The sequence below is a fragment of the Aeromonas sp. FDAARGOS 1403 genome (assembly GCF_019047325.1).
Taxonomy (GTDB): domain Bacteria; phylum Pseudomonadota; class Gammaproteobacteria; order Enterobacterales; family Aeromonadaceae; genus Aeromonas; species Aeromonas dhakensis.
Window position 1 is genome coordinate 2,077,177 of record NZ_CP077249.1, and the last position, 25,622, is coordinate 2,102,798.

21 protein-coding genes are annotated in these 25,622 nt (G+C 60.8%); 17 read left to right on the top strand and 4 right to left on the bottom strand.

Features of this window, described 5'->3' with window-relative positions; genetic code table 11:
- Positions 1-279 precede the first annotated feature (279 nt).
- Complete coding sequence (gene ptsG, locus I6L33_RS09970; RefSeq protein WP_005303477.1) at positions 280-1,710, top strand: PTS glucose transporter subunit IIBC; 1,431 nt, start codon at positions 280-282, stop codon at positions 1,708-1,710.
- A gap of 162 nt (positions 1,711-1,872) precedes the next feature.
- Here the strand turns inward: ptsG and I6L33_RS09975 are convergent, their stop codons facing one another.
- The 4 genes from I6L33_RS09975 to map all read right to left on the bottom strand — a co-directional run bounded on the left by I6L33_RS09975 (position 1,873) and on the right by map (position 6,907).
- The gene (locus I6L33_RS09975) at positions 1,873-2,256 is read right to left on the bottom strand and encodes a DUF3461 family protein (RefSeq protein WP_005303475.1); all 384 of its coding nucleotides are present in this window, start codon (positions 2,254-2,256) and stop codon (positions 1,873-1,875) included.
- Between the two features lie 128 nt (positions 2,257-2,384).
- Positions 2,385-3,212: a 2,3,4,5-tetrahydropyridine-2,6-dicarboxylate N-succinyltransferase gene (gene dapD / locus I6L33_RS09980; protein WP_005303473.1), complete on the bottom strand. Its 828-nt coding sequence runs from the start codon at positions 3,210-3,212 to the stop codon at positions 2,385-2,387.
- 184 nt (positions 3,213-3,396) lie between these two features.
- A complete protein-coding gene (gene glnD / locus I6L33_RS09985; protein ID WP_005303472.1) occupies positions 3,397-6,033 on the bottom strand; it encodes a bifunctional uridylyltransferase/uridylyl-removing protein GlnD in 2,637 nt (878 codons plus the stop codon).
- Positions 6,034-6,118: 85 nt separating this feature from the next.
- Positions 6,119-6,907 (bottom strand): type I methionyl aminopeptidase, encoded by a 789-nt coding sequence (gene map, locus I6L33_RS09990; protein ID WP_005303471.1) that lies wholly within the window; start codon positions 6,905-6,907, stop codon positions 6,119-6,121.
- A 361-nt stretch (positions 6,908-7,268) separates the two neighbouring features.
- Between map and rpsB the strand changes: the two genes are divergently transcribed.
- From rpsB to dnaE, 16 genes are all read left to right on the top strand, one after another.
- A complete protein-coding gene (rpsB, locus tag I6L33_RS09995; RefSeq protein WP_005303470.1) occupies positions 7,269-7,997 on the top strand; it encodes a 30S ribosomal protein S2 in 729 nt (242 codons plus the stop codon).
- A gap of 104 nt (positions 7,998-8,101) precedes the next feature.
- The gene (tsf, locus tag I6L33_RS10000) at positions 8,102-8,983 is read left to right on the top strand and encodes a translation elongation factor Ts (protein ID WP_005303460.1); all 882 of its coding nucleotides are present in this window, start codon (positions 8,102-8,104) and stop codon (positions 8,981-8,983) included.
- Between the two features lie 71 nt (positions 8,984-9,054).
- Entirely contained in the window at positions 9,055-9,789 is a 735-nt protein-coding gene (gene pyrH, locus I6L33_RS10005) for a UMP kinase (protein ID WP_005303458.1), read from the top strand.
- A 94-nt stretch (positions 9,790-9,883) separates the two neighbouring features.
- A complete protein-coding gene (gene frr / locus I6L33_RS10010; RefSeq protein WP_005303456.1) occupies positions 9,884-10,441 on the top strand; it encodes a ribosome recycling factor in 558 nt (185 codons plus the stop codon).
- 72 nt (positions 10,442-10,513) lie between these two features.
- Positions 10,514-11,290 (top strand): polyprenyl diphosphate synthase, encoded by a 777-nt coding sequence (gene uppS, locus I6L33_RS10015; protein ID WP_005303454.1) that lies wholly within the window; start codon positions 10,514-10,516, stop codon positions 11,288-11,290.
- A gap of 26 nt (positions 11,291-11,316) precedes the next feature.
- Positions 11,317-12,174: a phosphatidate cytidylyltransferase gene (locus tag I6L33_RS10020; protein WP_005303453.1), complete on the top strand. Its 858-nt coding sequence runs from the start codon at positions 11,317-11,319 to the stop codon at positions 12,172-12,174.
- A 63-nt stretch (positions 12,175-12,237) separates the two neighbouring features.
- Positions 12,238-13,431 (top strand): 1-deoxy-D-xylulose-5-phosphate reductoisomerase, encoded by a 1,194-nt coding sequence (gene ispC / locus I6L33_RS10025; protein ID WP_005303450.1) that lies wholly within the window; start codon positions 12,238-12,240, stop codon positions 13,429-13,431.
- A gap of 82 nt (positions 13,432-13,513) precedes the next feature.
- Positions 13,514-14,866 carry a sigma E protease regulator RseP gene (gene rseP, locus I6L33_RS10030; RefSeq protein ID WP_017764119.1) on the top strand — a complete coding sequence of 451 codons (1,353 nt, stop codon included), beginning with the start codon at positions 13,514-13,516 and terminating at the stop codon, positions 14,864-14,866.
- Positions 14,867-14,900: 34 nt separating this feature from the next.
- Positions 14,901-17,324 carry an outer membrane protein assembly factor BamA gene (bamA, locus tag I6L33_RS10035; protein ID WP_005303446.1) on the top strand — a complete coding sequence of 808 codons (2,424 nt, stop codon included), beginning with the start codon at positions 14,901-14,903 and terminating at the stop codon, positions 17,322-17,324.
- A 148-nt stretch (positions 17,325-17,472) separates the two neighbouring features.
- Positions 17,473-17,985 carry an OmpH family outer membrane protein gene (locus tag I6L33_RS10040; RefSeq protein WP_017764121.1) on the top strand — a complete coding sequence of 171 codons (513 nt, stop codon included), beginning with the start codon at positions 17,473-17,475 and terminating at the stop codon, positions 17,983-17,985.
- A 3-nt stretch (positions 17,986-17,988) separates the two neighbouring features.
- A complete protein-coding gene (gene lpxD, locus I6L33_RS10045; RefSeq protein WP_005303442.1) occupies positions 17,989-19,008 on the top strand; it encodes a UDP-3-O-(3-hydroxymyristoyl)glucosamine N-acyltransferase in 1,020 nt (339 codons plus the stop codon).
- 24 nt (positions 19,009-19,032) lie between these two features.
- Positions 19,033-19,494 carry a 3-hydroxyacyl-ACP dehydratase FabZ gene (gene fabZ / locus I6L33_RS10050; RefSeq protein ID WP_010634777.1) on the top strand — a complete coding sequence of 154 codons (462 nt, stop codon included), beginning with the start codon at positions 19,033-19,035 and terminating at the stop codon, positions 19,492-19,494.
- Positions 19,495-19,499: 5 nt separating this feature from the next.
- Complete coding sequence (gene lpxA / locus I6L33_RS10055; protein WP_017764123.1) at positions 19,500-20,291, top strand: acyl-ACP--UDP-N-acetylglucosamine O-acyltransferase; 792 nt, start codon at positions 19,500-19,502, stop codon at positions 20,289-20,291.
- Positions 20,284-21,423: a lipid-A-disaccharide synthase gene (gene lpxB, locus I6L33_RS10060; RefSeq protein ID WP_216973992.1), complete on the top strand. Its 1,140-nt coding sequence runs from the start codon at positions 20,284-20,286 to the stop codon at positions 21,421-21,423. The genes lpxA and lpxB overlap by 8 nt, the downstream gene beginning before the upstream one ends.
- A 75-nt stretch (positions 21,424-21,498) precedes the next feature.
- Entirely contained in the window at positions 21,499-22,089 is a 591-nt protein-coding gene (gene rnhB, locus I6L33_RS10065) for a ribonuclease HII (RefSeq protein WP_019839053.1), read from the top strand.
- Between the two features lie 53 nt (positions 22,090-22,142).
- On the top strand, positions 22,143-25,622 hold the full coding sequence (gene dnaE / locus I6L33_RS10070) for a DNA polymerase III subunit alpha (protein ID WP_216974118.1): 3,480 nt from the start codon (positions 22,143-22,145) through the stop codon (positions 25,620-25,622).

A 25,622-nucleotide genomic window follows, 5' to 3' on the forward strand; every position in this document is an offset into this window, starting at 1 on the left:
GCGAAACAGCACTTTTCATATTTCTGGTTTAGCATGAAGATGCCGAAATATAGCTGTAATTAGCTGAAAATTCCCGCCGAAATTATCTTGTGATCTCCCCTCCAAATTTTTTATTCGCTTCCCCCTGATGGAAGATATTTGCGATCTGCTGGGTTATATTCAGCTGGTCAAAATAAACAAACCCGCGTCGAATTCATGCCGATGAGAGATGATGTTCTTGGTCGTCTATAAATTGGACTGAAGCGTCTACGGTAAGACATTCCATTCAGGAGCGCACACATGTTAAAAAATGCTTTCTCTAATCTGCAAAAGGTCGGTAAGGCGCTGATGCTGCCAGTATCGGTCTTGCCCGTTGCAGGTATTCTGCTGGGGGTGGGTGCTGCCCACTTCAGCTGGTTGCCGGAAATTGTCTCCCAGCTGATGGAGCAGGCCGGTGGTTCCGTATTCGGTCAGATGGCCCTGCTGTTCGCCGTGGGCGTGGCACTTGGCTTTACCAATAACGACGGCGTATCCGGCCTGTCTGCCATCGTTGGCTACGGCATCATGAGCGCCACCTTGAAGGTGATGGCCCCCGTGATGGGCGTCGAGACCATCGAGACCGGCGTACTGGGTGGTATCCTCGCCGGTGGCGTGGCCGCCTGGGCGTTCAACCGCTTCTACAAGATCCAGCTGCCAGAGTACCTGGGCTTCTTCGCCGGCAAGCGTGCCGTGCCGATCATCACCGGTTTCGTCTCCATCGGTCTGGGCGTGATCCTGTCCGTGATTTGGCCGCCGGTAGGTGCCGCCATCGGTGCCTTCTCCGACTGGGCTGCCAACCAGAACCCGGTACTGGCCTTCGGTATCTACGGCGTGGTTGAACGCTCCCTGATCCCGTTCGGTCTGCACCACATCTGGAACGTGCCGTTCTTCTATCAGGCGGGTACCTGTGTCAACGCCGCTGGCGAAACCGTACACGGCATCATGACCTGCTTCCTGACTGCTGACGACGCCTCCCGCGCTGCCGGCAACGGCTTCGGTCAGCTGGCCGGTGGCTACCTGTTCAAGATGTTCGGTCTGCCTGCCGCCGCGTTTGCCATCGCGCACTCCGCCAAGCCGGAAAACCGCGCCAAGATCGTAGGTATCATGGCCTCTGCCGCCCTGACCTCTTTCCTGACCGGTATCACCGAGCCTATCGAGTTCTCCTTCCTGTTCATCGCCCCGGTACTGTACGCCATCCACGCCGTGCTGGCCGGTCTGGCCTACGTGCTGACCAACTCCCTGGGCGTGGTTCACGGCCACACCTTCTCCAACGGCTTCATCGACTTCGTGGTGCAATCCCCGCGTGCCGATCACATGCTGCTGCTGGTGGGTCTGGGTCTGGTTTATGCCGTCATCTACTACGTGGTCTTCACCGTGGTCATCCGTGCCATGAACCTGAAGACTCCGGGTCGTGAAGACGAAACTGCTGAAGAGAGCGTTGGTCAGAGCAAGGACGAGATGTCTGCCGCACTGGTCACTGCCTTCGGTGGCAAGGAGAACATCGCTTCTCTGGACGCTTGCATCACCCGTCTGCGTGTCGGCGTGAAGGATGTGGCCAAGGTTGACCAGGCCGGTCTGAAGAAACTGGGCGCCGCCGGTGTGGTGGTTGCAGGTTCTGGCGTACAAGCCATCTTCGGTACCAAGTCCGACAACCTGAAAACCGACATGGACATCTGGATGAAGAGCAACTAATCCCTGCTTTCATTCCGAGTTCCGAAAAGGGAGGCGCAAGCCTCCCTTTTTGCTGGGCCGCGTTTGGGCGGTGGGGCATGTGCGGGGCTGGCCTGATGGCGCCTGTATGATGTGACCCAATGAAAAAGGCGCCCGTGGGCGCCTTTGCTGCATCAGACCGGTTTAGAGCTTTTCCAGATCCCGCTCGATTTCGCTGATCTTGTTTTGCACCACTTTTTCCAGGTGACGCAGGTCGCGCAAGATCTTCTGCTTGATGTCCGGGTCGGCCTGCACGTGCACGCCCTGGGTCAGGTTGTCGAGCTCGTCCACCACGTATTTCAGATTGGCGTTGATCTCGGTGACATCCTTGTACTCATGGGTGCCCGAATCGACCAGCATGGTCTTGCGCTGGCGCGGGTATTTGAACTTGACGCTCTTGGCGAAAAACTCGCCCTTCTGCTTCTTGAAGTAGATCTTGAGGATGTCGTGGTTGGCCTCCTGGCGCAGGGTATAGCTGTCGACGGAGGCGGGATCCTGGATCCCCAGGCTCTTCAGATTCTCGTACATCAGGCTTCCTCGGTTTGAAACGATCCTGTCACGTCTATCTTAACCGAGCCGGTGTGGCTTGCCTGTGACAGGGGCGCCAAAATCAAAAGGGCGCCATAAGGCGCCCTTTTAAATCACAACAAAACCGCTTACTCGTCGATGGAACGCAGCAGGGCGTTGATGCCGACCTTGGCGCGGGTCTTGGCATCCACCTTCTTGACGATGACGGCGGCGTAGAGGCTGTACTTGCCGCACTTGGAGGGCAGGGAGCCGGAGACGACCACCGAGCCAGCCGGCACGCGGCCGTAGTGGATTTCGCCGGTTTCACGGTCATAGATGCGAGTGGACTGGCCGATGAAGACGCCCATGGAGATGACGGAGCCCTCTTCCACTATCACCCCTTCCACCACTTCGGAACGGGCACCGATGAAGCAGTTGTCCTCGATGATGGTCGGGTTGGCCTGCAGCGGCTCCAGTACGCCGCCGATGCCGACGCCGCCGGAGAGGTGCACGTTTTTGCCGATCTGGGCGCAGGAGCCCACGGTGGCCCAGGTGTCGACCATGGTGCCTTCATCGACGAAGGCGCCGATGTTGACGTAGGAGGGCATCAGCACGGTATTGGGCGCGATGAAGGAGCCTTTGCGGGCGGTAGCAGGGGGCACGACGCGCACACCGGCGGCCTTGAACTGCTCGGCGCTGTAGTCGGAGAACTTGAGGGGAACCTTGTCGTAGTACTGGGCATCGTCGCCCTTGATGATGCCGTTGTCATTGATGCGGAAGTAGAGCAGCACCGCCTTCTTCAACCACTGGTGCACCACCCACTCGCCGGCAATCTTCTCGGCGACGCGGGCCTTGCCGGAATCCAGCAGGTCGATGGCTTGCAGGATGGCGGCCTTGGTGGCGGCATCGACGGAGCCGGGAGTGATGGAATCACGGCGCTCGAAGGCCGCTTCGATGATCTGTTGCAACTCGGTCATGACAGGTTTCCTTTAAAAAATTCCGTTTGTTGTATCACACTTTTCCAACTGTTTTTAAGGGCCCGGGCCGATTTCTTCACAAGAACGGCGATTTATTGTACTCGAGTGGCCCAACCACTTGTTCTGACTGAAAAATCAGGTTGATAAACGGGGTCTTGTGAGGCCGGTCCGGGGTGTCATGGGCCTACCCTTCAGCACTCTCCACAGGGTTGAGCTGATTGACCAGCCGCTCCTCCAGCGCTTGCTGCTCGGTCTGGGTCAGGGGTTCTCCAGCCAGGGTGGTGAGGCTGAAGAAGTCCTCCACCCGCTCGCCGATGGTGGTGATCTTGGCGGCGTGCAGCGACAGGCCGCACTGCTGGAACACGGCGCCGATGCGGGCCAGCAGGCCCGGGGTGTCGAGCGCGGTCAGCTCCAGCAGGGTGTGGCGGTTTTCCCCCTTGTGGGGCAGAAACACCACCCGGGTCGGCACGCTGAACTGGCGGTGGCGGCGCGACAGCGGTTTGCTGCGCAGCACCAGCTTGCCCGGCTCCTGCAGCGCCTTCTCCAGTGCTTTCTTGATGGTGGCGGTGCGGTTGGGGCTGATGGGCTCGCCGTTGGGCTCGAGCACCACGAAGGTATCGAGCACGTAGTCGCTGCGCGAATTCATGATCTGGGCGTCGTGGATGTTGAGGTTCTTCTGATCCAGCGCCGAGGCCACGGTGGCGAACAGATTCGGGGTGTCGCGACAGTAGATGAACACCTCGCTGCCGCCGCGGGTCGGGTGCTTGCCGATGATCACCAGCGGCGCCGGGTTGTCGCCGTGCTCGATGATCTTGCGGCAGTGCCAGGCGATCTGTTCCGGGGTGTGGCGCAGGAAATAATCGGCCTTGAAATCGCTCCAGAGCTGGTTGATGGCCTCTTCCGGCACGTCGCGCTGGGCCAGGAACTGCTTGGCCTGGCGCTGGTTTTCACGGATCCGCAGGCGCATGTCAGGCGGGTTTTCCAGCCCCTGGCGCAGGGCTTTCTGGGTGGCGAAGTAGAGCTCGCGCAGCAGGGTGCCCTTCCAGTCGTTCCACAGGGTGTCGTTGGTGGCGCAGATATCGGCCACTGTCAGGCAGTAGAGCAGGTCGAGGTGCTGCTCGTCGCGCACCTTCTGGGCAAAGTCGGTGACCACGTCCGGGTCGTAGATGTCGCGGCGCTGGGCGGTGACCGACATCAGCAGATGGTGGCGCACCAGCCAGGCGACCAGCCGGCTCTCGTAGCGATCCAGGCCGTGCAGCTGGCAGAACTCCAGCGCATCGACGGCGCCGAGCTCGGAGTGATCGCCACGTCGCCCCTTGGCGATGTCGTGAAACAGGGCGGCGATGCTGAGCAGCTCCGGCTTGCGCAGCCGGGTGAAGACCTCGTGGCAGAGCGGGTGGGTCTGGCGGCTGGCCGGGTTGGGAAACTGGTGGATGTTCTTGAGCAGCCGGTGGGTGTGTTCGTCCACCGTGTAGGCGTGGAACATGTCGAACTGCATCTGGCCGACGATAAGGTTCCACTGCGGCAGGTAGGCGGCCAGGATGCCGTATTTGTGCATCAGGCTGAGTGGTTGGCCGATGCCGTTGGGGTGGCGCAGCAGCGCCATGAACAGGCGGCGGCACTCGGGCAGGTCCTGCAGCCAGCAGTTGAGCTTGCGACGCGCCTCGCGCAGCTGGCGCAAGGTGGCGGAGTGGATGCCGGCAATCTCCGGGTGCTGGGCAATCTGGTAGAAGAGGCGCAGGATGGCGGCGGGATCGCGGCCGAACAGCTCGCTATCCACCGCATCGATGAGGCGCCCGCGCAGCTGGAACTCGTCGGAGAGGCGGCGCACGTCCATGGCTGTGTTGCCGAGGATCGCCTCGTCAAACAGCTGCAGCAGCATCTCGTTGAGCTCGGAGACCCGTCGCACCGTTTGATAGAAACGTTTCATCATCTGCTCGACCGGGGCGTTGCCTTCCCCCTCGAAACCCAGCATCTGGGCCACGGTGCGCTGGCGATCGAACAGCAGCCGGTTGTCGCCCTTGTTGATGGCCATGTGCAGGGCGAAGCGCACCTTCCAGAGGAAATTCTGGCAGTCGAGCAGCTCGCGATACTCGGCCCGGTTGAGAAAACCGTGGCTGGTCATCTCGAACAGGGTGGTGGCGCCGAAGTGGCGGCGAGCCACCCAGGCCAGGGTCTGGATGTCGCGCAGCCCCCCCGGATTGCACTTGAGATCCGGTTCGAGCTTGTAGGCTGTACCGAGAAACTGCTGATGGCGTTGGGCCTGCTCTTCGCGCTTGGCCTTGAAGAACTGCTCGCTCGGCCAGAAGTGCTGGGGGCCGGTAGCCTCCTTGAGCTGCTGGAAGCCCGCCTCGCGGCCGGTGATGTAGCGCGCCTCGATGAGGTTGGTGGCGACCGTGATGTCGCCGCGTCCCTGCTCGATGCACTCGCGCACGTTGCGCACCGCCTGGCCCACCTCCAGCTTGAGATCCCACAACAGGGTGATGAACTCGCCGATGCGCAGCCCCAGCACCTCGTCCAGCTCGTCCCCTTCGTAGAGGATCAGCAGGTCTATGTCGGAGTGGGGGTGCAGCTCGCCGCGGCCATAGCCTCCCACCGCGATCAGGGTGAGCTCCGTCTTGTCGAAGCCGAATTTCTGCCACAGCCGGGTCAGCAGCTGGTCCATGTATTCGGAGCGGGTGGCCACCAGTTCGATGATGTTGTCACCGGCGTCGAAGCGGGCGTGCAGCCAGCCGAGAAAACGGCTCAGGTACTCCTTGCAGTTCTCGCGGGTGAGCTGATCGTCGGGCAGCAGATGGGGGGAAAGCAGGCTGGCGTCCATGGCGTCTCACACTCTTGTCGCAGGCCGAAGTGCGGGGCCTGCGGCTGATAAAAACAAAACCCCGGCGAGGGGCCGGGGTTTGATGTTAACCGTGTTTGATGAGACGGTCGATAGTGTCGTCCGGGCGCAGGGTCAGCACCTCGCAGCCATCCTCGGTCACCAGCAGGGTGTGCTCCCACTGGGCGGAGTCGCCGCCATCCTTGGTGGTCACGGTCCAGCCATCCTTCGGGTTGACCTTGCAGTGGTACTTCTTGCTGTTGACCATGGGCTCGATGGTGAAGCACATGCCAGGTTTGAGCTCCAGCTTGCCGCCGTTGCGGTAGTGCAGGATCTGCGGCTCTTCGTGGAACTCGGCCCCGATGCCGTGACCACAGTAGTCACGTACCACGGAGAAACCGGCCTTCTCGACGATGGGCTGGATCACGGCGCCGATCTCGGTGATGCACATGCCGGGGCGCACCTGCTTGATGGCGGCGTAGAGGCTTTCCTGAGCCACCTTGCAGAGCTGGCGGCGCAGCGGGGTGGTCTCGCCCACGATGAACATGGCGGAGGTATCACCGTGGTAGCCATCCTTGATGACGGTGATGTCGAGGTTGATGATGTCACCCTCGCGCAGCTTCTTGTGGTTCGGAATGCCGTGGCAGATCACATCGTTCACCGAGGTGCAGATGGACTTGGGGAAGCCGTGATAGTTGAGCGGGGCAGGGATGGCCTGCTGCACGTCGACCATGTAGTTGTGGCAGATGGTGTTCAGTTCGTCGGTGGTGACGCCCGCCTTGACGTGGGGGGCGATCATGACCAGCACATCGGCGGCCAGCTGGCCGGCAACGCGCATCTTTTCAATCTCTTCCGGTGTCTTGATTTTAATGGACATGGGATCTCTCTTGGGACCTGACCGCGCACCCTGTGATGTCCGGCAATCAGGTAATGAAAAATAGATGCGTTTGCAATCAGGCCAAAATTTTATCCCCAACCCCCGTTTACTTCCAGTGTGATTGTCATCACAGCGTCAAATCGGTGCCGCAACCTGCTCGGCAGGGATCCATTTTTAGCGGTACGGCTGGTGGTGTCCTGACCAAAGTTATGGTATAAAGCGCGCCGGAATGGGGAACTTGTCTCCCCGTACCATCACCCTTACTTAAACAACACACACACATCGACACATATGCCGGGGTGCCTTAACGGGTCGGTTATATGGGATGTGTGGAGGCCTAACCCCAATACAGAGGTATAAAATGGCTAAAGTTTCTATGCGCGACATGCTGCAAGCCGGCGTTCACTTCGGTCACCAGACTCGTTACTGGAACCCGAAAATGAAATCCTACATCTTCGGTGCCCGCAGCAAGGTTCACATCATCAACCTGGAAAAAACCGTTCCGATGTTTGACGATGCCATGAACTTCATCAGCTCCGTAGCTGCCAAGAAGGGCAAGGTACTGTTCGTAGGTACCAAGCGTGCCGCGTCTGAAGCCGTAAAAGAAGCCGCTGAGCGTTGCGACCAGTTCTATGTTAACCACCGCTGGCTGGGCGGCATGCTGACCAACTGGAAAACCGTTCGTCAGTCCATCAAGCGCCTGAAAGATCTGGAAACCCAGAGCCAAGACGGTACCTTCGACAAGCTGACCAAGAAAGAGGCGCTGATGCGTACTCGCGAAATGGAAAAGCTGGAGAAGAGCCTGGGTGGTATCAAGAACATGGGCGGCCTGCCTGACGTTCTGTTCGTTGTCGATGCCGACCACGAGCACATCGCTATCAAAGAAGCCAACAACCTGGGTATCCCGGTAGTTTCCATCGTTGATACCAACTCCAACCCGGACGGCGTTGACTATGTCATCCCGGGTAACGACGACGCTATCCGTGCCGTTCAGCTGTACCTGAATGCTGCTGCTGACACCGTACTGGAAGCTCGCGCTCAGGACATCGTTGTTCAAGCCGAACAAGATGGCTTCGTTGAAGCTGAGTAATTGATAAGGACTGCAAAGCCCTTATTAACCAAGCTGATGTAATTGGTTAGCAGGGGCCCTTGTGGCCCCTGTTTCTTGTCAATTCAAGACCGAGGATACTGGACATGGCAAACATTTCTGCCGCCCTGGTAAAAGAACTGCGCGAGCGCACCGCCGCTGGCATGATGGATTGCAAAAAAGCACTGGAAGAAGCCAACGGTGATATCGAACTGGCTATCGAAAACATGCGCAAATCCGGTCAGGCCAAAGCCGCCAAGAAAGCTGGCCGTATCGCCGCTGAAGGTGTGATCTTCGCCCGTACCGAAGGCAACGTTGCCGTCATGATCGAGCTGAACTGCGAGACTGACTTCGTTTCCAAGGATGCCGGCTTCCTGGCCATGGGTCAGAAAATCGTTGAGATCGCCGCTACCCAGAAGATTGCTGACGTTGACGCGCTGAAAGCCGCTGACTTCGGCAACGGCGAGTCCGTAGAGCTGACCATCACCAACCTGATCGCCAAGATCGGTGAGAACATGAACCTGCGTCGCGTGATGCTGGTTGAAGGTGACAACCTGGGCACCTACGTTCACGGTTCCCGCATCGGTGTTATCACCAAGCTGGTCGGTGGTACCGACGAGCTGGCCAAAGATCTGGCCATGCACGTTGCTGCCAACAGCCCGCAATTCGTCAAGCCGGAAGATGTGTCTGCCGACGTCGTTGCCAAAGAGCGCGAAATCCAGATCGACATCGCCATCAACTCCGGCAAGCCGAAAGAGATCGCCGAGAAGATGGTTGAAGGCCGCATGAAGAAGTTCACTGGTGAGGTTTCCCTGACTGGTCAGCCGTTCGTGAAGGATCCTTCCATGACCGTTGCCGAGCTGCTGAAGAAAGAAGGCGCTGACGTTGTTTCCTTCACCCGTTTCGAAGTGGGCGAAGGCATCGAGAAGCAAGAGACCGATTTCGCTGCAGAAGTAGCAGCTCAAATCGCGGCCGCTCAAAAGGCCTAATCGAACCGGTTTTTCCGTTTCCCCAGACCGCGACTTATGTCGCGGTCTTTATATGACCAGGAATCAGTGACATGAGTACCAATCCCAAGCCTGCATACAGACGTGTTCTTCTGAAGTTGAGTGGTGAAGCCCTGCAAGGATCCGAGGGTTTTGGCATTGATCCGGCAGTGCTGGATCGGATGGCCCAAGAGATCAAAGAACTGGTTGAGCTGGGTGTTCAGGTCGGTCTGGTCATCGGTGGCGGCAACCTGTTCCGTGGTGCCGGTCTTGCCAAGGCGGGCATGAACCGCGTGGTGGGCGACCACATGGGTATGCTGGCTACCGTGATGAACGGTCTGGCCATGCGTGATGCCCTGCATCGTGCTTATGTGAATGCCCGTCTGATGTCTGCCATCTCCCTGCAAGGCATCTGTGACTCCTATGTCTGGGCTGAAGCCATCAGCCAGCTGCGCGCCGGCAAGGTGGTGATCTTCTCCGCCGGTACCGGCAACCCCTTCTTTACTACCGATTCTGCGGCCTGTCTGCGCGGGATCGAGATCGAAGCTGACGTCGTGCTCAAGGCCACCAAGGTGGATGGCGTGTTCACGGATGATCCGGTCAAGAATCCGGATGCCGTGCTGTACCATGAACTGAGTTATGATGAAGTTCTTGAAAAAGAACTCAAAGTGATGGATCTTGCTGCTTTTACTCTGGCCCGCGACCACGATCTGCCGATCCGCGTGTTCAACATGAACAAGCCGGGTGCGCTGCGTCGGGTGATCATGGGTGAGCCGGAAGGTACCCTGATCCACCATGTCAGCAAGTGAGACAAGCGTGAGCTCCGGCTCGTTTGTCCATGACGCCAGCAAATAAGATAGATACGGGCCGGTAGACGGCTCGTTCGCCAAAAGGAAAACCACTGTGATCAACGAGATTAAAAACGACGCCAAGGACCGTATGGGCAAGAGTGTCGAGTCGCTCAAGACCCAGATGTCCAAGATCCGCACCGGCCGCGCTCACCCGAGCCTGCTCGACGGCATCCAGGTGGAGTATTACGGTGCCGCCACTCCTCTGAAACAGTTGGCCAACGTGGTGGCAGAAGATGCCCGCACCCTCTCCATCTCCATCTTCGATCGCTCCATGATCCAGGCGGTGGAAAAGGCCATCCTGACCTCCGATCTGGGCCTGAACCCGTCCAGCAACGGCCAGACCCTGCGCGTGCCGCTGCCGCCGCTGACCGAAGAGCGCCGTCGTGATCTGACCAAGATCGTGCGTGCCGAAGCGGAAGGTGCCCGGGTTGCCGTTCGTAACATCCGTCGCGATGCCAACGCCGATCTGAAGGCCCTGCTCAAAGACAAGGAGATCTCCGAAGACGACGACCGTCGTGCCCAGGAAGAGATCCAGAAGTTGACCGATTCCTTCATCAAGCTGGTAGACGATGCACTGGCCGTGAAGGAAAAGGAGCTAATGGAAATCTAAGCCTCTGACAGGTATATTACGAGCGCCGTGTAGTGCCCCTGCACGGCGCTTTTGTCTTTGTGGGAGAAATGAATGTCGCTTTTGGCAGCCGTAGGTGATTGTGCCAATTCGTCCTTGCCTCGTCATGTGGCCATCATCATGGATGGCAACGGACGCTGGGCCCAGAACCGTGGCAAGATGCGGGTCTATGGCCACAAGGCCGGCGTGAAGTCCGTTCGCGAGGCGGTAACCTTTGCCGCGCGTGCCAAGCTGGATGCGCTCACCCTGTTTGCGTTTTCCAGCGAGAACTGGCGCCGTCCAGAAGGGGAGGTCAGTGCCCTGATGGAGCTGTTCATGACGGTGCTGGGCCGCGAGGTGCAGAAGCTGCACAGCAACGGCATTCGGCTCAAGGTGATCGGTGATACCGCCCGCTTCAGCGAACGGCTGCAGGCCAAAATCGCCAAGGCGGAGGCGCTGACCGCCAACAACAGGGGGCTGACCCTCAACATCGCCGCCAATTACGGTGGCCAGTGGGACATCACCCAGGCGGCCCGCAAGCTGGCCACGGCTGTGGCGGCAGGTGAATTGTCGGCCGACCAGATTGATGAAACCCTGCTTGGTCGCGAGGTGTGCATGGCCGACCTGCCGCCGGTGGATCTGCTGATCCGTACCGGTGGCGATCATCGCATCAGCAACTTCGTGCTGTGGCAGCTCGCCTATGCCGAGCTCTATTTTACCCCGGTGCTGTGGCCCGACTTCGGCGAAGCCGAGTTCAGCGAGGCCGTGGCCTCCTTCGTCTCCCGTGAGCGCCGTTTTGGCTGCACCGGTGAACAGATCCGGGAATTGATCGCCGAGCAACAGACCGGCTAACCCCCCTCCCAAGAGAGAGGCTTCTTTTGCTAAAACAACGAATTATTACCGCATTGCTACTGGTTCCCCTGGTGTTGGGAGCCCTCTTTTTTCTGCCGTTGAAATTCTTTGCCCTGTTGGCATCTCTGGTATTTCTGTTGGCCAGCCGCGAGTGGAGCGGCTTTGTCTCCGCCAAACCGCAACAGTGGCTGCCGCTGGTCTATTGCCTGCTGCTCGGTGCCAGCCTGTTCTGGCTGCCGGTGGAGCAGTTGTGGACTCCCCACCTGCATCCGCTGGTGATGGGCGTGCTCTGGACCGCCGTCAGCTGGTGGCTGCTGGGGCTGCTGCTGGTGCTGCGCTACCCCCAGAGCGCCAAGCTGTGGAAGGAGTCCATCTGGCTCAAGTCCCTGTTCGGTCTGGTGACCCTGGTGCCCTTCTTCTGGTCCCTGGTGGCCATCCGTGGTTACAACTTCTATCACGACCCCATGATGGGAGCCTGGATCCTGCTGTTCGTGATGGGACTGGTCTGGGCGGCAGATTCTGGCGCGTATTTTTTCGGCAAGGCGTTCGGCAAACACAAGCTGGCGCCGGCCGTGAGCCCGGGTAAAACCATCGAAGGCATGTGTGGCGGCCTGTTTACCGCCAGCCTGCTGGCGGTGGGGGTGACCTGGTTCATGGGCTTCGTGCCCGCCAAGATGGCCATAGTGCTGTTCTGCTCCCTGCTGGCGGTGCTCGCCTCTGTGCTCGGTGACCTGACCGAGAGCATGTTCAAGCGCGAGGCCGGCATCAAGGATTCAGGGACCCTGCTGCCCGGTCACGGCGGCATTCTCGACCGTATCGACAGCCTGACCGCCGCCCTGCCGGTATTCCTGCTCAGCTACCTGTTGCTCAGCCAGGAGTTCTGATGGACTGCCCGATGATCCGGCAGGCCGCAGGTGCCATCCATTCGTCATACAGCGGGAGTTTTGATGCATAACCTGGTGATTCTGGGAGCTTCCGGCTCCATTGGTCAGAGTACGCTCAAGGTACTGCGGCACAATCCTGGGCGCTGGCAGGTGCTGGCGCTGACGGCGGCCCGCAGCGTGGATGCCATGCTGCGCGACTGCCTCGAGTTTTCCCCCCGTTTCGCCGTCATGGTGGATGAGGCGGCTGCCGCCGAGCTGGCAGGTCAACTCAAGACCCACGGCAGCGCCACCCGGGTGCTGTCCGGTCCGGCCGCCCTGTGCGACGTGGCCGCTCACCCCGATGCCCACAGTGTGATGGCGGCCATCGTCGGTGCCGCCGGCCTCGCGCCCACCATGGCCGCCGTGCGGGCCGGCAAGCGCATCCTGCTGGCCAACAAGGAGGCGCTGGTGATGTCCGGAGCCTTCTTCATGGAGGCGGTACGCGAGCACGGCGCCGAGCTGCTGCCCATCGACAGCGAACACAACGCCATTTTCCAGTGCCTGCCCGAGGCCATCCAGCGCCAGCCGGGCTTTTGCGACCTGGCGGGGGCGGGGATCAGCAAGATCCTGCTGACCGGCTCCGGCGGCCCGTTCCGCTACACCGACATCGGCGAGCTGGCCCATGTCACCCCGGCCCAGGCCATCGCCCATCCCAACTGGTCCATGGGGGCCAAGATCTCGGTCGACTCCGCCACCATGATCAACAAGGGGCTGGAGTATATCGAGGCGCGCTGGCTGTTCAACGCGGCGCCCGAGCAGATCCAGGTGGTGATCCATCCCCAGTCGGTCATCCACTCCATGGTGCAGTACAAGGACGGCTCCGTGCTGGCTCAGCTCGGCAACCCGGACATGTGCACCCCCATCGCCCACGCCCTGGCCTATCCGGCTCGGGTCGAGTCCGGTGTGGAACCTTTGGACTTCTTCAGTGTCGGAGAGTTCAGCTTTATCCGTCCCGACTATGAGCGCTATCCCTGCCTGGCGCTGGCCATGAGTGCCTGCCGGCAGGGGCAGGCCGCGACCACGGCCCTCAATGCCGCCAACGAGGAGGCCGTAGCGGCTTTCCTTGCAGAGCGGATCGGTTTTATGGATATTGCCAGAGTCAATGAGGCCACCATGCTCGCCCTGGGCGGCACGGATGTCGGCTCGCTGGACGATTTGATTGCGCTGGATGGGGCGGCCCGTGCCCGTGCTCACAATTTGATTGAGGAGCTTAGCTGATGAGAAGTATTTCGTGGCATTGTGCTGCCTTCACCCTGAATGTCGGAGACAGGACCATGCATGAATGCGAGGTGATGGGCTGATGGGTGGTGTGTTGTGGAACATTGGTGCCTTTATCGTCGCCCTCGGGTTGCTGGTGGCGGTACATGAATTCGGCCACTTCTGGGTGGCCCGCCGCTGCGGCGTCAAGGTCGAGCGCTTCTCCATCGGTTTTGGCAAGGCGATCTGGCGCCGGCTTGGCAAGGATGGCACCGAGTACGTGCTGGCCCTGATCCCCCTTGGCGGTTACGTCAAGATGCTGGACGGCCGGGTCGACGAGCTCAAGCCCGGTGACGAGCAATACGCTTTCAACCACAAGAGCGTCTGGGCGCGGATGGCCATCGTCGCAGCCGGCCCCATGGCCAACTTCGTGTTTGCCCTGTTCGCCCTCTGGCTGATGTTCATGATCGGCGTCCCCGCCGTCAAACCCGTGGTGGGCGAGGTGCGTCCCGCCTCCATCGTGGCGGCGGCCGGGGTGGAGCCCGGCATGGAGATCGTCGGCGTCGGCGGCGAGGAGACAGGTGACTGGGAGAGCGTGACCTATGCCCTCATCAGCCACCTTGGCGATGACTCGGTCCAGCTCAAGCTCAAGGCGGCCAACACCAGCTATGCAGTGGACAAGACCCTGCAGCTGGCCGGCTGGAAGTTTGATCCCGACAAGGAGTCCCCCATCGGGAGCCTCGGGATAGTGCCCCTCGGCGGCAAGGTGCTGCCGGTGGTCGATGCGGTGGTGGCCGCGAGCGCCAGCGAGAAGGCTGGCCTCCAGGCTGGTGATCGCATCAAGCGGGTAGGGGATGAGGCGATCACCGAGTGGGCCCAGTTTGTCCACCAGGTGCAGCAGTCGCCCAGGCAGCCGCTTGAGGTGACCGTCGAGCGGGCGGGCAGCGAGCTGACCCTGACCCTGACCCCGGATGCCAAGAAGGTGCGGGGCCAGCTGGTCGGTTTCGTCGGCCTGTCGCCGCAACTGGTTCCATTACCGGATGAGTATCGGATTCTGTTACAGTATGGGCCTTTGCAAGCCCTGTGGCAGGGCGCCCAGAAGACCTGGAGCCTGACCACCCTGACCTTCGACATGATCGGCAAGCTGATCGGTGGCATCGTCTCGCTGGACAACCTGAGCGGCCCCATATCCATTGCCAAGGGGGCGGGCAGCAGTGCCGACTATGGACTGGTCTATTTCCTCGGCTTCCTGGCGCTCATCAGCGTCAACCTGGGGATCATCAACCTGTTCCCCCTGCCGGTGCTGGACGGTGGCCATCTGGTCTACTTCCTCATCGAGGCGGTCACCGGCAAGCCGGTATCGGAAAAAATTCAGGAAGTGGGTTTCCGGATTGGCGCCGCCATTCTGATGTTACTGATGGGTATTGCGCTGTTTAATGATTTCGCTCGCCTCTGAGGCCAGAGCATCAACAAGGACACATAAGAACAAAATGGCTGTTAAAAAAGCATTGGTGTTGAGTTGCCTGCTGGGTGCCAGTTTCCTGGCCCAGGCGGCCCCTGCCTCTTTTGTGGTGCAAGATATTCAGGTTGAAGGTCTGCAGCGGGTGACCCTGGGTGCCGCCCTGTTGAACCTGCCGATCCGGGTTGGCGATTCCGTCGACTCCGTCGCGCTGGCCAACGCCATCAAGAAACTCTATGCCTCCGGCAACTTCGAGGACGTCAAGGTCTACCGCGACGGCCAGGTACTGCAGGTGATGGTCAAGGAGCGGCCGACCATCTCCAGCATCGAATTCTCCGGCAACAAGGACATCAAGGAGGAGCAACTGACCCAGAGCCTGGAGTCCTCCGGCATCCGGGTGGGTGATCCCCTCGATCGCACCGTGCTGAGCTCCCTCGAGAAGGGGCTGGAAGATTTCTATTACGGCGTGGGCAAGTACTCCGCCAAGGTCAAGGCCATCGTCACCCCGCTGCCGCGCAACCGGGTCGACCTCAAGTTCACCTTCGTGGAAGGGGAAGCGGCCAAGATCCAGCAGATCAATATCGTCGGCAACAACGTCTTCCCGGAAGAGAAGCTGCTGGCCCAGCTCTCCCTCAAGGATGACGTGCCCTGGTGGAACTTCACCGGCGACCAGCGCTACCAGAAACAGAAGCTGGCCGGCGACATCGAAACCCTGCGCTCCTACTACATGGACCGCGGCTACATCCGCTTCCAGCAGGAGTCCACCCAGGTCTCCATGACCCCGGACAAGAAGGGGGTCTACGTCACCCTCAACGTCAAGGAAGGGGATCAGTACAAGGTCTCCGGCATCCAGCTCAAGGGCGATCTGATCGATCGCGGCGGCGAGATGAAGGGGCTCATCCCCATCGAGACCGGCAGCATCTACTCCGCCAGCCAGGTGACCCATACCGAAGAGGTGCTCTCCAAGTTCCTCGGTCGCTACGGCTACGCCTACCCGAAAGTGGTCACCTTCCCGCAGGTCAACGACCAGACCAAGGAAGTGGAGCTCATTGTCAACATCGAGCCGGGCCCGCGCGTCTACGTGCGCAACATCAACTTCAGCGGCAACGTTACCACCAAGGACGAAGTGCTGCGCCGCGAGATGCGTCAGATGGAGGGCACCTGGCTCTCCTCCGACAGCGTCGAGCAGTCCAAGACCCGTCTCAACCGCCTCGGCTTCTTCGAGAGCGCCGAAGTGGACACCAAGCGGGTGCCGGGCAGCGATGACCAGGTCGATCTGGACTTCAAGGTCAAGGAGCAGCCGGCCGGCTCCATCAACGCCGGTGTGGGCTACGGTACCGAATCTGGCCTGAGCCTGCAGGCGGGCCTGCAGCAGGACAACTTCATGGGGACCGGCAAGAAGATCGGCATCTCCGCCAGTACCAACAAGTACTCCAAGAGCGTCGACCTCAGCTACAACGATCCCTACTTCACCGTGGACGGGGTCAGCCTGGGCGGTCGTCTCTACTACAACCAGTTCAGTGCGGCCGACGCCAACATCGTGGACTACGAGAACACCACCATCGGCTTCCGCCTCTCCAGTGGTTTCCCGGTCAACGAGAACAACCGTCTCGACTTCAGCCTCGGGGTCGAAAACAACAAACTGTCCCAGCCCAACCCCTATCTGCAGGTGGATGAGTTCTGGAAGGTGTACAGCAAGAACAAGGATGGCGACAACCGCATGGTGTTCAACACCGTCGACGTCACCGCCGGCTGGACCCGCTCCACCCTCAACAAGGGCCAGTTCCCGACCGCCGGTGATCGTCAGCGGGTCAACGCCAAGGTCACAGTGCCGGGCATGGATCTGCAGTACTTCAAGCTCAACGCCGAAGACGCGCACTACTTCCCGTTCGATGCGGATCACAAGTGGGTGCTGATGGCCAAGGCGCGTGCCTCCTACGGCAACGGCTACGGCAGCAACGGCAACTATGATCATGTACTGCCGTTCTTCGAGAACTACTTCGCCGGTGGTTTCGACACCCTGCGCGGCTTCAAGAGCAACACCGTCGGTCCGAAGGCGCTCTACTACTACAACCTGAGCGGCAACGACGTCATCCAGGGCACCGACAGCTCGGTGGGCGGCAACGCCCTGGCGGTCGCCTCCCTCGAGATGATAGTGCCGACGCCGTTTGCGTCCGAGACCTATCAGCCGCAACTGCGGACCAGCTTCTTCATCGATGCCGGCTCCGTGTGGGATACCACCTTCGACTATGACCAGTATCGCAACCGTTGCTTCAGCGGCTGCAACTATCTGGCCGACTATTCGGATCCGACCAACTACCGCGCCTCGGCCGGTCTGTCGCTGCAGTGGCTCTCCCCGATGGGCCCGCTGGTGTTCGCGATTGCCCGTCCGCTCAAGCAGTACGAGGGCGACCGGACCGAGTTCTTCTCATTCAACATCGGCCGTACCTTCTAAGGACGGACCTTGCCCCCACCCAATGGTGGGGGTATTCAATGATGGGACGCGCAGCCTGCGTGCCTCACCAGGTAACAAGTCGGTCTGGGTACCACTTGCATAATCAGGTAAATCAGGTAGCCCTCACATGAGGGAACAAGGAGTAAGTGTGAATAAAGCGTTGAAAGTAGCTGGTTTGAGTTTTGCACTGATGGCTGCCGGCATGGGCTCCGCCTTGGCCGAGACCAAGATCGCCGTGGTCGACATGGGCGAAGTCTTCCAGAAGCTGCCCCAGCGTGAAGCCGTTTCCAAGAAGCTGAAAGGCGAATTCGAGCCGCGCATGCGCGAGCTGCAGAAGCTGGAAGCCGATGGTCAGAAACTGGTCGAGAAGTTCAAGAAGGACGAAGCCTTCATGAGCGCCGACCAGAAAAAACAAAGCCAGGAGAAGCTGGCCAAGCTGCAGATGGAGTTCAACCAGAAGCGTCAGGCGTTTGAACAGGACAACGGTCGCCGTCAGTCCGAAGAGCGCAACAAGATCCTGACCAAGGTGCAGGCTGCCATCGACTCCATCGCCAAGAGCAATGGTTACGATCTGGTGCTGGAGCGCAATGCCGCCCCGTACGCCGCCAGCAAGCTGGACATCTCTGCCCAGGTTATTTCTCAGGTAAGCAAGAGCAACTAATTGATGGCATTCACTCTCGCACAGCTGGCCCAGCAACTGGGGGCCCAGGTCCATGGCGACGGAACCCTGGAAATCCGCAAGGTAGCGACACTGGAAAAGGCCGGGGAGGGGGACATCACCTTCCTGTCCAATAAAAAGTACCGGCATTATCTGGAGCAGAGCAAGGCGACCGCCGTGCTCATCACAGAAGCGGATCTGCCATTTTGTCCCACCAATGCCCTGGTGCTCAAAGACCCCTACGTGGGTTTTGCAAGGGTTGCCCAACTGCTGGACACCACGCCGCAGCCGGCCACGGATATCCATCCGAGCGCGGTGATCGCGGCGGACGTGCAACTGGGCGAGAGAGTGGCCATCGGGGCCAATGCGGTGATCGAATCCGGCGTGGTGCTGGGGGATGATGTGCGCATCGGTCCGGGCTGTTTCGTTGGCAAGAATACCCGACTGGGAGCCCGCTCCCGGTTGTGGGCCAACGTCACCCTCTATCACGACGTCACCATGGGCACCGACTGTCTGGTTCAATCCGGCACAGTGATCGGCGCCGATGGTTTCGGTTATGCCAACGAGCGCGGCGAGTGGATCAAGATCCCCCAGCTCGGCGGCGTGACCATCGGCAACCGGGTCGAGATCGGTGCCTGCACCACCATCGACCGCGGCGCGCTGGAAGATACCCGCATCGCTGACAACGTCATCATCGACAACCAGTGCCAGATCGCCCACAACGTCGAGATCGGCTACGGCACCGCCGTGGCGGGCTCCACCGTGATGGCAGGTAGTCTCAAGGTCGGCAAATACTGTATCATTGGCGGCGCCTCCGTCTTTAACGGGCATATGGAGATCTGCGACCAGGCCACCGTTACCGGCATGGCCATGGTGATGCGACCCATTACCGAGCCCGGTGTCTACTCTTCCGGCATCCCCCTGCAAACCAATAAAGAGTGGCGCAAGACCGCCGCCCGGGTGATGCGTATCGAAGAGATGCACAAGCGGTTGAGCAAGCTTGAGAAGAAGCTGGACCAAGAATAATCACGATTGGTATAGGGTACTGTTTTGACTACTGAAAAGAAGAGCCTGGGTATCCAGGAAATAATGGATCTGCTGCCCCACCGTTATCCGTTCCTGATGGTGGACAAGGTGGAAAACTACGAGATCAGCGATGAGCGCAAGACCCTGCGCGCCATCAAGAACGTCTCCTTCAACGAGCCGATCTTCCAGGGGCACTTCCCGGCCAAGCCGGTGTTCCCCGGTGTGCTGATCCTGGAAGCCATGGCACAGGCCACCGGTATCCTGGCGTTTACCATGGTGGGCAAGCCGTCCCCCAACGAACTCTATTACTTTGCCTCAATCGACAACGCTCGTTTCAAGCGTCCGGTTGGCCCCGGCGATCAGCTGGTGCTCGACGTGGAGTTCCTGAAAGAGCGTCGCGGTATCGCCAAGTTCACCGGTGTGGCCACGGTCAACGGTGAAGTGGTCTGTACCGCCGAGCTGATGTGCGCCAAACGCGAGGTTTAACACACGTGATCGACCAGACTGCCATCATTCACGATACTGCCGTCGTCCATGAGTCTGCCGTCATCGGTAAAGGGGTTGAAATCGGCCCCTTTTCTGTCATCGGTGCCGAGGTGGAAATCGGCGACAACACCTGGGTCAGCTCCCATGTGGTGATCAAGGGCCCGACCAGGATTGGTCGTGGCAACAAGATCTTCCAGCACACCTCCATCGGTGAGGATTGCCAGGACAAGAAGTACGCCGGCGAGCGCACCTTCCTCGAGATCGGCGACAACAACGTCTTTCGCGAGAACTGTACCGTGCACCGCGGCACCATCCAGGATCAGTCCCTGACCCGGATCGGCAGCGGCAACCTGTTCATGGTCAACGTTCACGTTGCCCACGACTGCATCATCGGTGACAACTGCATCTTCGCCAACAACGCGACCCTGGCGGGTCACGTGGTGATCGGCGATTTCGTGATCTTCGGCGGTCTCTCCGCGATCCACCAGTTCGGCCGCGTCGGCTCCCACGCCTTCGTCGGTGGCTGCGCCGCCCTCAACAAGGACGTGCCGCCCTACGTGATGGCCGCCGGCAACTACGCCAAACCGTTCGGGGTCAACTCCGAAGGGCTGCGTCGCCGCGGTTACACGCCTGAGGCCATCTCCGCCGTCAAGCGCGCCTACAAGGAGATCTTCCGCTCCGGCAAGACCGTCGAAGAGGTGCTGCCTGTGCTGATCGAGATGGCGCAAGCCGAGCCGGCCGTCCAGCTCTATGTGGACTTCCTCAAAGACAACGAGCGCGGGATCATCCGTGCCTGATCCGGTTCGCATCGGTGTCGTCGCCGGAGAGGTCTCCGGCGACATTCTGGCTGCCGGTCTGGTACGCGAGCTGCAGGCCCGCTACCCGGACGCGCAGTTCGAAGGGATCGCCGGGCCGCGCATGCAGGCCCTCGGCGTGAAGGCCCTGTTCGAGATGGAAGAGCTCTCCGTCATGGGGATCACCGAGGTGCTGGGCCGTCTGCCGCGCATCCTCAAGGTCCGCCGCGAACTGCTGCGCCACTTCATCGCCAATCCACCCGATATCTTCATCGGGGTGGATGCACCGGATTTCAATATCGGGGTGGAGCTGAAACTGCGCCGCGCCGGTATCAAGACGGTTCACTACGTCAGCCCCTCGGTATGGGCCTGGCGCCAGAACCGCATTCACAAGATCAAGGCCGCCACCGACATGGTGCTCGCCTTCCTGCCGTTCGAGAAAGCCTTCTACGACCGCTTTGACGCCCCCTGCCGCTTCGTCGGCCACACCATGGCGGACGACATTCCGCTGGTGCCGGATCAGGCCGCGGTGCGCAGAACCCTCGGCATCGATGCCAACCGCCGCTGGCTGGCGGTGCTGCCGGGCAGCCGCACGGCGGAAGTGGGCTTCATGTCCCCCCTGTTTCTCGAGGCGTGCAAGCACCTGACGGTGCGCTACCCGGATCTCGGCTTCATCGTGCCGCTGGTCAACCAGAAGCGGCGCGAGCAGTTCATGGTCATCAAGGCCGACGTGGCGCCGGATCTCGACATGGTGCTGCTGGAAGGGCAGGGCCGCGAGGCGATGATCGCCGCCGACGTGGTGATGCTGGCCTCCGGCACCGCGGCGCTTGAAGCCATGCTGGTGAAAAAACCCATGGTGGTGGGCTACAAGCTCAAGCCTTTCAGCTACTGGCTGGCCCAGCGGCTGGTGAAGACCGAATTCGTCTCCCTGCCCAACCTGTTGGCCGGCCGCATGCTGGTGCCCGAACTCATCCAGCACGAGTGCACCCCGGAGAACCTGGTGGTCGAGGTGAGCAAGTATTTCGAGCACGACAACAGCGCGCTGGTAAACACCTTCACCGAGCTCCATCAGCTCATTCGCTGCAATGCCGACCACCAGGCCGCCGAGGCGGTGGCCGAGCTGCTGGGCCGGTAGAGGGCGGGCGGCCAGTGTGGCTGCACCAACGCGACGCCAGGCCCTGCGGGGCCTGTTTTGATTCAAGGCTACAAGATGATGATCGATATTCCTGACGACAAGCTGGTTGCCGGTGTGGACGAGGTGGGCCGCGGCCCCCTGGTGGGAGACGTGGTCACCGCCGCCGTCATCCTCGACCCGGCCAACCCGATCGAGGGGCTCAACGACTCCAAGAAGCTCTCCGAGAAGAAGCGGCTCGCCCTGTTTGACGAGATCAAAGAGAAGGCGCTGGCCTTCGCCATCGGTCGCGCCAGCCCGGCGGAGATCGACGAGCTCAACATCCTGCACGCCACCATGCTGGCGATGCAGCGCGCCGTGGCGGGGCTCAAGGTCACGCCCGAGCTGGTCTTCATCGATGGCAACCGCTGCCCGGCTCTGCCGATGGAGGCCCGCGCCGTGGTCAAGGGCGACAGCCTGGTGGCCGCCATCAGCGCCGCCTCGATCCTCGCCAAGGTGACCCGGGATGCGGAGATGACCGAGCTGGACAGCCGCCATCCCGAGTACGGCTTTGCCCGCCACAAGGGCTATCCGACTGCGGAGCACCTCGCCATCCTGGCCGAGCGCGGCCCGTTGCCGGAATATCGTCAAAGTTTCAAACCGGTGCGCCGCGCACTGGGAGTGGAATAACCCATGCTGATTTGTCTAAGCGATGGCTGCTTGCGTAATGAGAGGGCATGACGATGGCTGACCCCCGTTTCATTCACCTGCGGGTGCATACCGACTTCTCCATGGTGGATGGTCTGCAGAAGATCAACCCCATCGTCGGGGCCGCGGCGGCCGACAACATGCCGGCGCTGGCCCTGACCGACCAGATGAACATGTGCGGCCTGGTGCGCTTCTATGGCGCCGCCCACGGCAAGGGGATCAAGCCCCTGGTCGGTGCCGACTTCTGGGTGCAGAGCAGTGAACTCGGCGACGAGCAGTTCCGCCTCACCCTGCTCGCCATGGACAACGACGGCTACCAGAACATCACCCTGCTCATCTCCCGTGGCTATCAGCGCGGTCATGTGCAGGGACGGCCGGTCATCGACAAGGAGTGGCTGGTCGAGCACGCCAAGGGGATGATCGTGCTCTCCGGCGGTCGCGAGGGGGACGTGGGCAAGTTCCTGCTCAAGGGCAACCGCCAGATGACCGAGCAGTGCGTCGCCTTCTATCAGACCCACTTCCCCGATGCCTACTACCTGGAGCTGCTGCGTACCGGTCGCCCCGACGAGGAGGTCTATCTCCACATGGCGGTGAACCTCGCGAGCGAGTTCGCGCTGCCGGTGGTGGCCACCAACGAGGTGGTGTTCCTCACCGCCGATGACTTCGACGCCCACGAGATCCGGGTCGCCATCCACGACGGCTACACCCTGATGGACAAGCGTCGCCCGCGCCGCTACAGCCCGCAGCAGTACCTGCGCAGCCAGGACGAGATGTGCGAGCTGTTCGCCGACATCCCGGAGGCGCTGGAGAACACGGTGGAGATCGCCAAGCGCTGCAACGTGACGGTGCGTCTGGGTGAATACTTCCTGCCGAACTTCCCCACCGGCGACATGACCACCGAAGACTTCCTGGTGGCCAAGTCGAAAGAGGGGCTGGAGGAGCGGCTCGAGTTCCTGTTCCCGGATCCGGCGGTGCGTGCCGAGCGTCGTCCCGAGTACGACGAGCGCCTCGACATCGAGCTCAAGGTGATCAACCAGATGGGCTTCCCGGGTTACTTCCTCATCGTGATGGAGTTTATCCAGTGGTCCAAGGACAACGGCATCCCGGTCGGCCCGGGCCGGGGGTCCGGTGCGGGTTCGCTGGTGGCCTACGCCCTCAAGATCACCGACCTGGATCCACTCGAATTTGACCTGCTGTTCGAACGTTTCCTGAACCCGGAGCGGGTCTCCATGCCCGACTTCGACGTCGACTTCTGCATGGACCGACGGGACGAGGTGATCGAACACGTCTCCGAGATGTACGGCCGGGACGCTGTGTCCCAGATCATCACCTTCGGCAGCATGGCGGCCAAGGCGGTGGTACGGGACGTGGGCCGGGTGCTGGGCCACGCCTACGGTTTCGTCGATCGCATCTCGAAACTCATTCCGCCGGATCCCGGCATGACCCTGGCCAAGGCGTTCGAGGCCGAGCCCAAGCTGCCCGAGCTCTACGAGCAGGACGAGGAGGTCAAAGACCTCATCGACATGGCGCGCCGGCTCGAAGGGGTGGTGCGCAACGCCGGCAAACACGCCGGTGGCGTGGTGATCGCGCCCACCAAGATCACCGACTTTGCACCGCTCTACTGCGATGACGAGGGGCACCACCCGGTCACCCAGTTCGACAAGAACGACGTGGAGTATGCCGGCCTGGTGAAGTTCGACTTCCTGGGTCTGCGCACGCTCACCATCATCGACTGGGCCCTCGGCATGATAAACCCGCGTCTTGCCAAAGAGGGCAAGCCGCCGGTCGACATCGCCGCCATCCCCATCGACGACAAGCGCTCGTTCGACCTGCTGCAGCGCTACGAGACCACCGCGGTATTCCAGCTCGAATCCCGCGGCATGAAGGATCTCATCAAGCGGCTGCAGCCGGACTGCTTCGAAGACATGATCGCTCTGGTGGCCCTGTTCCGGCCGGGCCCGCTGCAGTCGGGCATGGTGGACAACTTCATCGACCGCAAACACGGCAATGAAGCCATCTCCTATCCGGACGAGAAGTGGCAGCACGAGAGCCTGCAACCCATTCTGGAGCCCACCTACGGCATCATCCTCTACCAGGAACAGGTGATGCAGATCGCCCAGACTCTGGCGGGCTACACGCTCGGTGGCGCTGACATGCTGCGCCGGGCGATGGGCAAGAAAAAACCCGAGGAGATGGCCAAGCAGCGGGCTGGTTTTGAAGAGGGCGCCATCAAGAACGGCGTCGACGGCGAGCTGGCGATGAAGATCTTCGACCTGGTGGAGAAGTTCGCGGGCTACGGCTTCAACAAGTCGCACTCTGCCGCCTATGCGCTGGTCTCCTACCAGACCCTCTGGCTCAAGACCCACTTCCCGGCCGAGTTCATGGCGGCGGTGATGACCGCCGACATGGACAACACCGACAAGATAGTGACCCTGGTGGACGAGTGTCAGCGGATGGGGCTGACGGTGATCCCGCCGGATGTGAACACCGGCCGCTACCGCTTCAGCGTCAACGAAGACGGTCACATCGTCTACGGCATCGGCGCGGTGAAGGGGGTGGGGGAAGGTCCCATCGATGCGATCCTGGAAGCACGGGATCGGGATGGCCCGTTCCGCGACCTGTTCGACTTCTGCAACCGGGTCGACATCAAGAAGCTCAACAAGCGGGTGATGGAGAAGCTTATCCTCTCCGGTGCCATGGACCGGCTCGGCCCTCACCGCGCCGCCCTGATGGCGACCCTGGAGGAGGCGATGCGTGCCGCCGAGCAGCACGCCAAGGCCCAGGCGGTGGGGCAGGTCGACATGTTCGGCGTGCTCACCGAGGAGATAGACGACGTCAAGAAGGCGTTCGCCAACGTGCCGCACTGGCCTGACAAGGTCTGGCTGGAAGGGGAGCGCGAGACCCTCGGGCTCTACCTGACCGGTCACCCCATCAACCAGTACAGCGGCGAATTGCGTCGTTACACCTCGGGTCGCCTGTGCGATCTGCATCCCACCTCCCGCGATACCGTGACCACGGCGGCGGGGCTGGTGATCGCGGCGCGCAGCATGGTGACCAAGCGTGGCAACAAGATGGGGATCTTCACCCTGGACGACCGTTCCGGTCGCCTCGATGTGACCCTGTTCAGTGAAGCGCTGGAAAAATATGAAGAGTTGATGCAAAAAGACCGTATTTTGGTGGTTTCTGGACAGGTCAGCTTTGATGACTTCTCCGGTGGCCTTAAAATGTCGGCCCGTGAATTACTGGATATCAACGATGCGAGAGAGCGTTTTGCCAGGGCAATCCGCATCTCTCTCGATGAACAGCGAATCGATGATCGCTTTTTCCCGCGTTTGTGCGAGATTTTGGAGCCCGCCCGTGCCGGAGTCTGTCCGGTTCAGGTAAACTATCGTCGCCCCGGCTCCCGGGTGCGATTGACGCTCGGCACCGAGTGGCGGGTGACGCCCACCGATCAACTGATAGATGACTTGCGCGTCCTGCTGGGACGAGAGCGGGTTGAATTGGTTTTTGATTAG

Excerpts from the sequence above, each read along its gene's own strand:
- ptsG (WP_005303477.1), top strand. The coding sequence starts at position 280 with ATGTTAAAAAATGCTTTCTCTAATCTGCAAAAGGTCGGTAAGGCGCTG.
- I6L33_RS09975 (WP_005303475.1), bottom strand. The coding sequence starts at position 2,256 with ATGTACGAGAATCTGAAGAGCCTGGGGATCCAGGATCCCGCCTCCGTC.
- dapD (WP_005303473.1), bottom strand. The coding sequence starts at position 3,212 with ATGACCGAGTTGCAACAGATCATCGAAGCGGCCTTCGAGCGCCGTGAT.
- glnD (WP_005303472.1), bottom strand. The coding sequence starts at position 6,033 with ATGGACGCCAGCCTGCTTTCCCCCCATCTGCTGCCCGACGATCAGCTC.
- map (WP_005303471.1), bottom strand. The coding sequence starts at position 6,907 with ATGTCCATTAAAATCAAGACACCGGAAGAGATTGAAAAGATGCGCGTT.
- rpsB (WP_005303470.1), top strand. The coding sequence starts at position 7,269 with ATGGCTAAAGTTTCTATGCGCGACATGCTGCAAGCCGGCGTTCACTTC.
- tsf (WP_005303460.1), top strand. The coding sequence starts at position 8,102 with ATGGCAAACATTTCTGCCGCCCTGGTAAAAGAACTGCGCGAGCGCACC.
- pyrH (WP_005303458.1), top strand. The coding sequence starts at position 9,055 with ATGAGTACCAATCCCAAGCCTGCATACAGACGTGTTCTTCTGAAGTTG.
- uppS (WP_005303454.1), top strand. The coding sequence starts at position 10,514 with ATGTCGCTTTTGGCAGCCGTAGGTGATTGTGCCAATTCGTCCTTGCCT.
- ispC (WP_005303450.1), top strand. The coding sequence starts at position 12,238 with ATGCATAACCTGGTGATTCTGGGAGCTTCCGGCTCCATTGGTCAGAGT.
- rseP (WP_017764119.1), top strand. The coding sequence starts at position 13,514 with ATGGGTGGTGTGTTGTGGAACATTGGTGCCTTTATCGTCGCCCTCGGG.
- bamA (WP_005303446.1), top strand. The coding sequence starts at position 14,901 with ATGGCTGTTAAAAAAGCATTGGTGTTGAGTTGCCTGCTGGGTGCCAGT.
- lpxD (WP_005303442.1), top strand. The coding sequence starts at position 17,989 with ATGGCATTCACTCTCGCACAGCTGGCCCAGCAACTGGGGGCCCAGGTC.
- rnhB (WP_019839053.1), top strand. The coding sequence starts at position 21,499 with ATGATGATCGATATTCCTGACGACAAGCTGGTTGCCGGTGTGGACGAG.
- dnaE (WP_216974118.1), top strand. The coding sequence starts at position 22,143 with ATGGCTGACCCCCGTTTCATTCACCTGCGGGTGCATACCGACTTCTCC.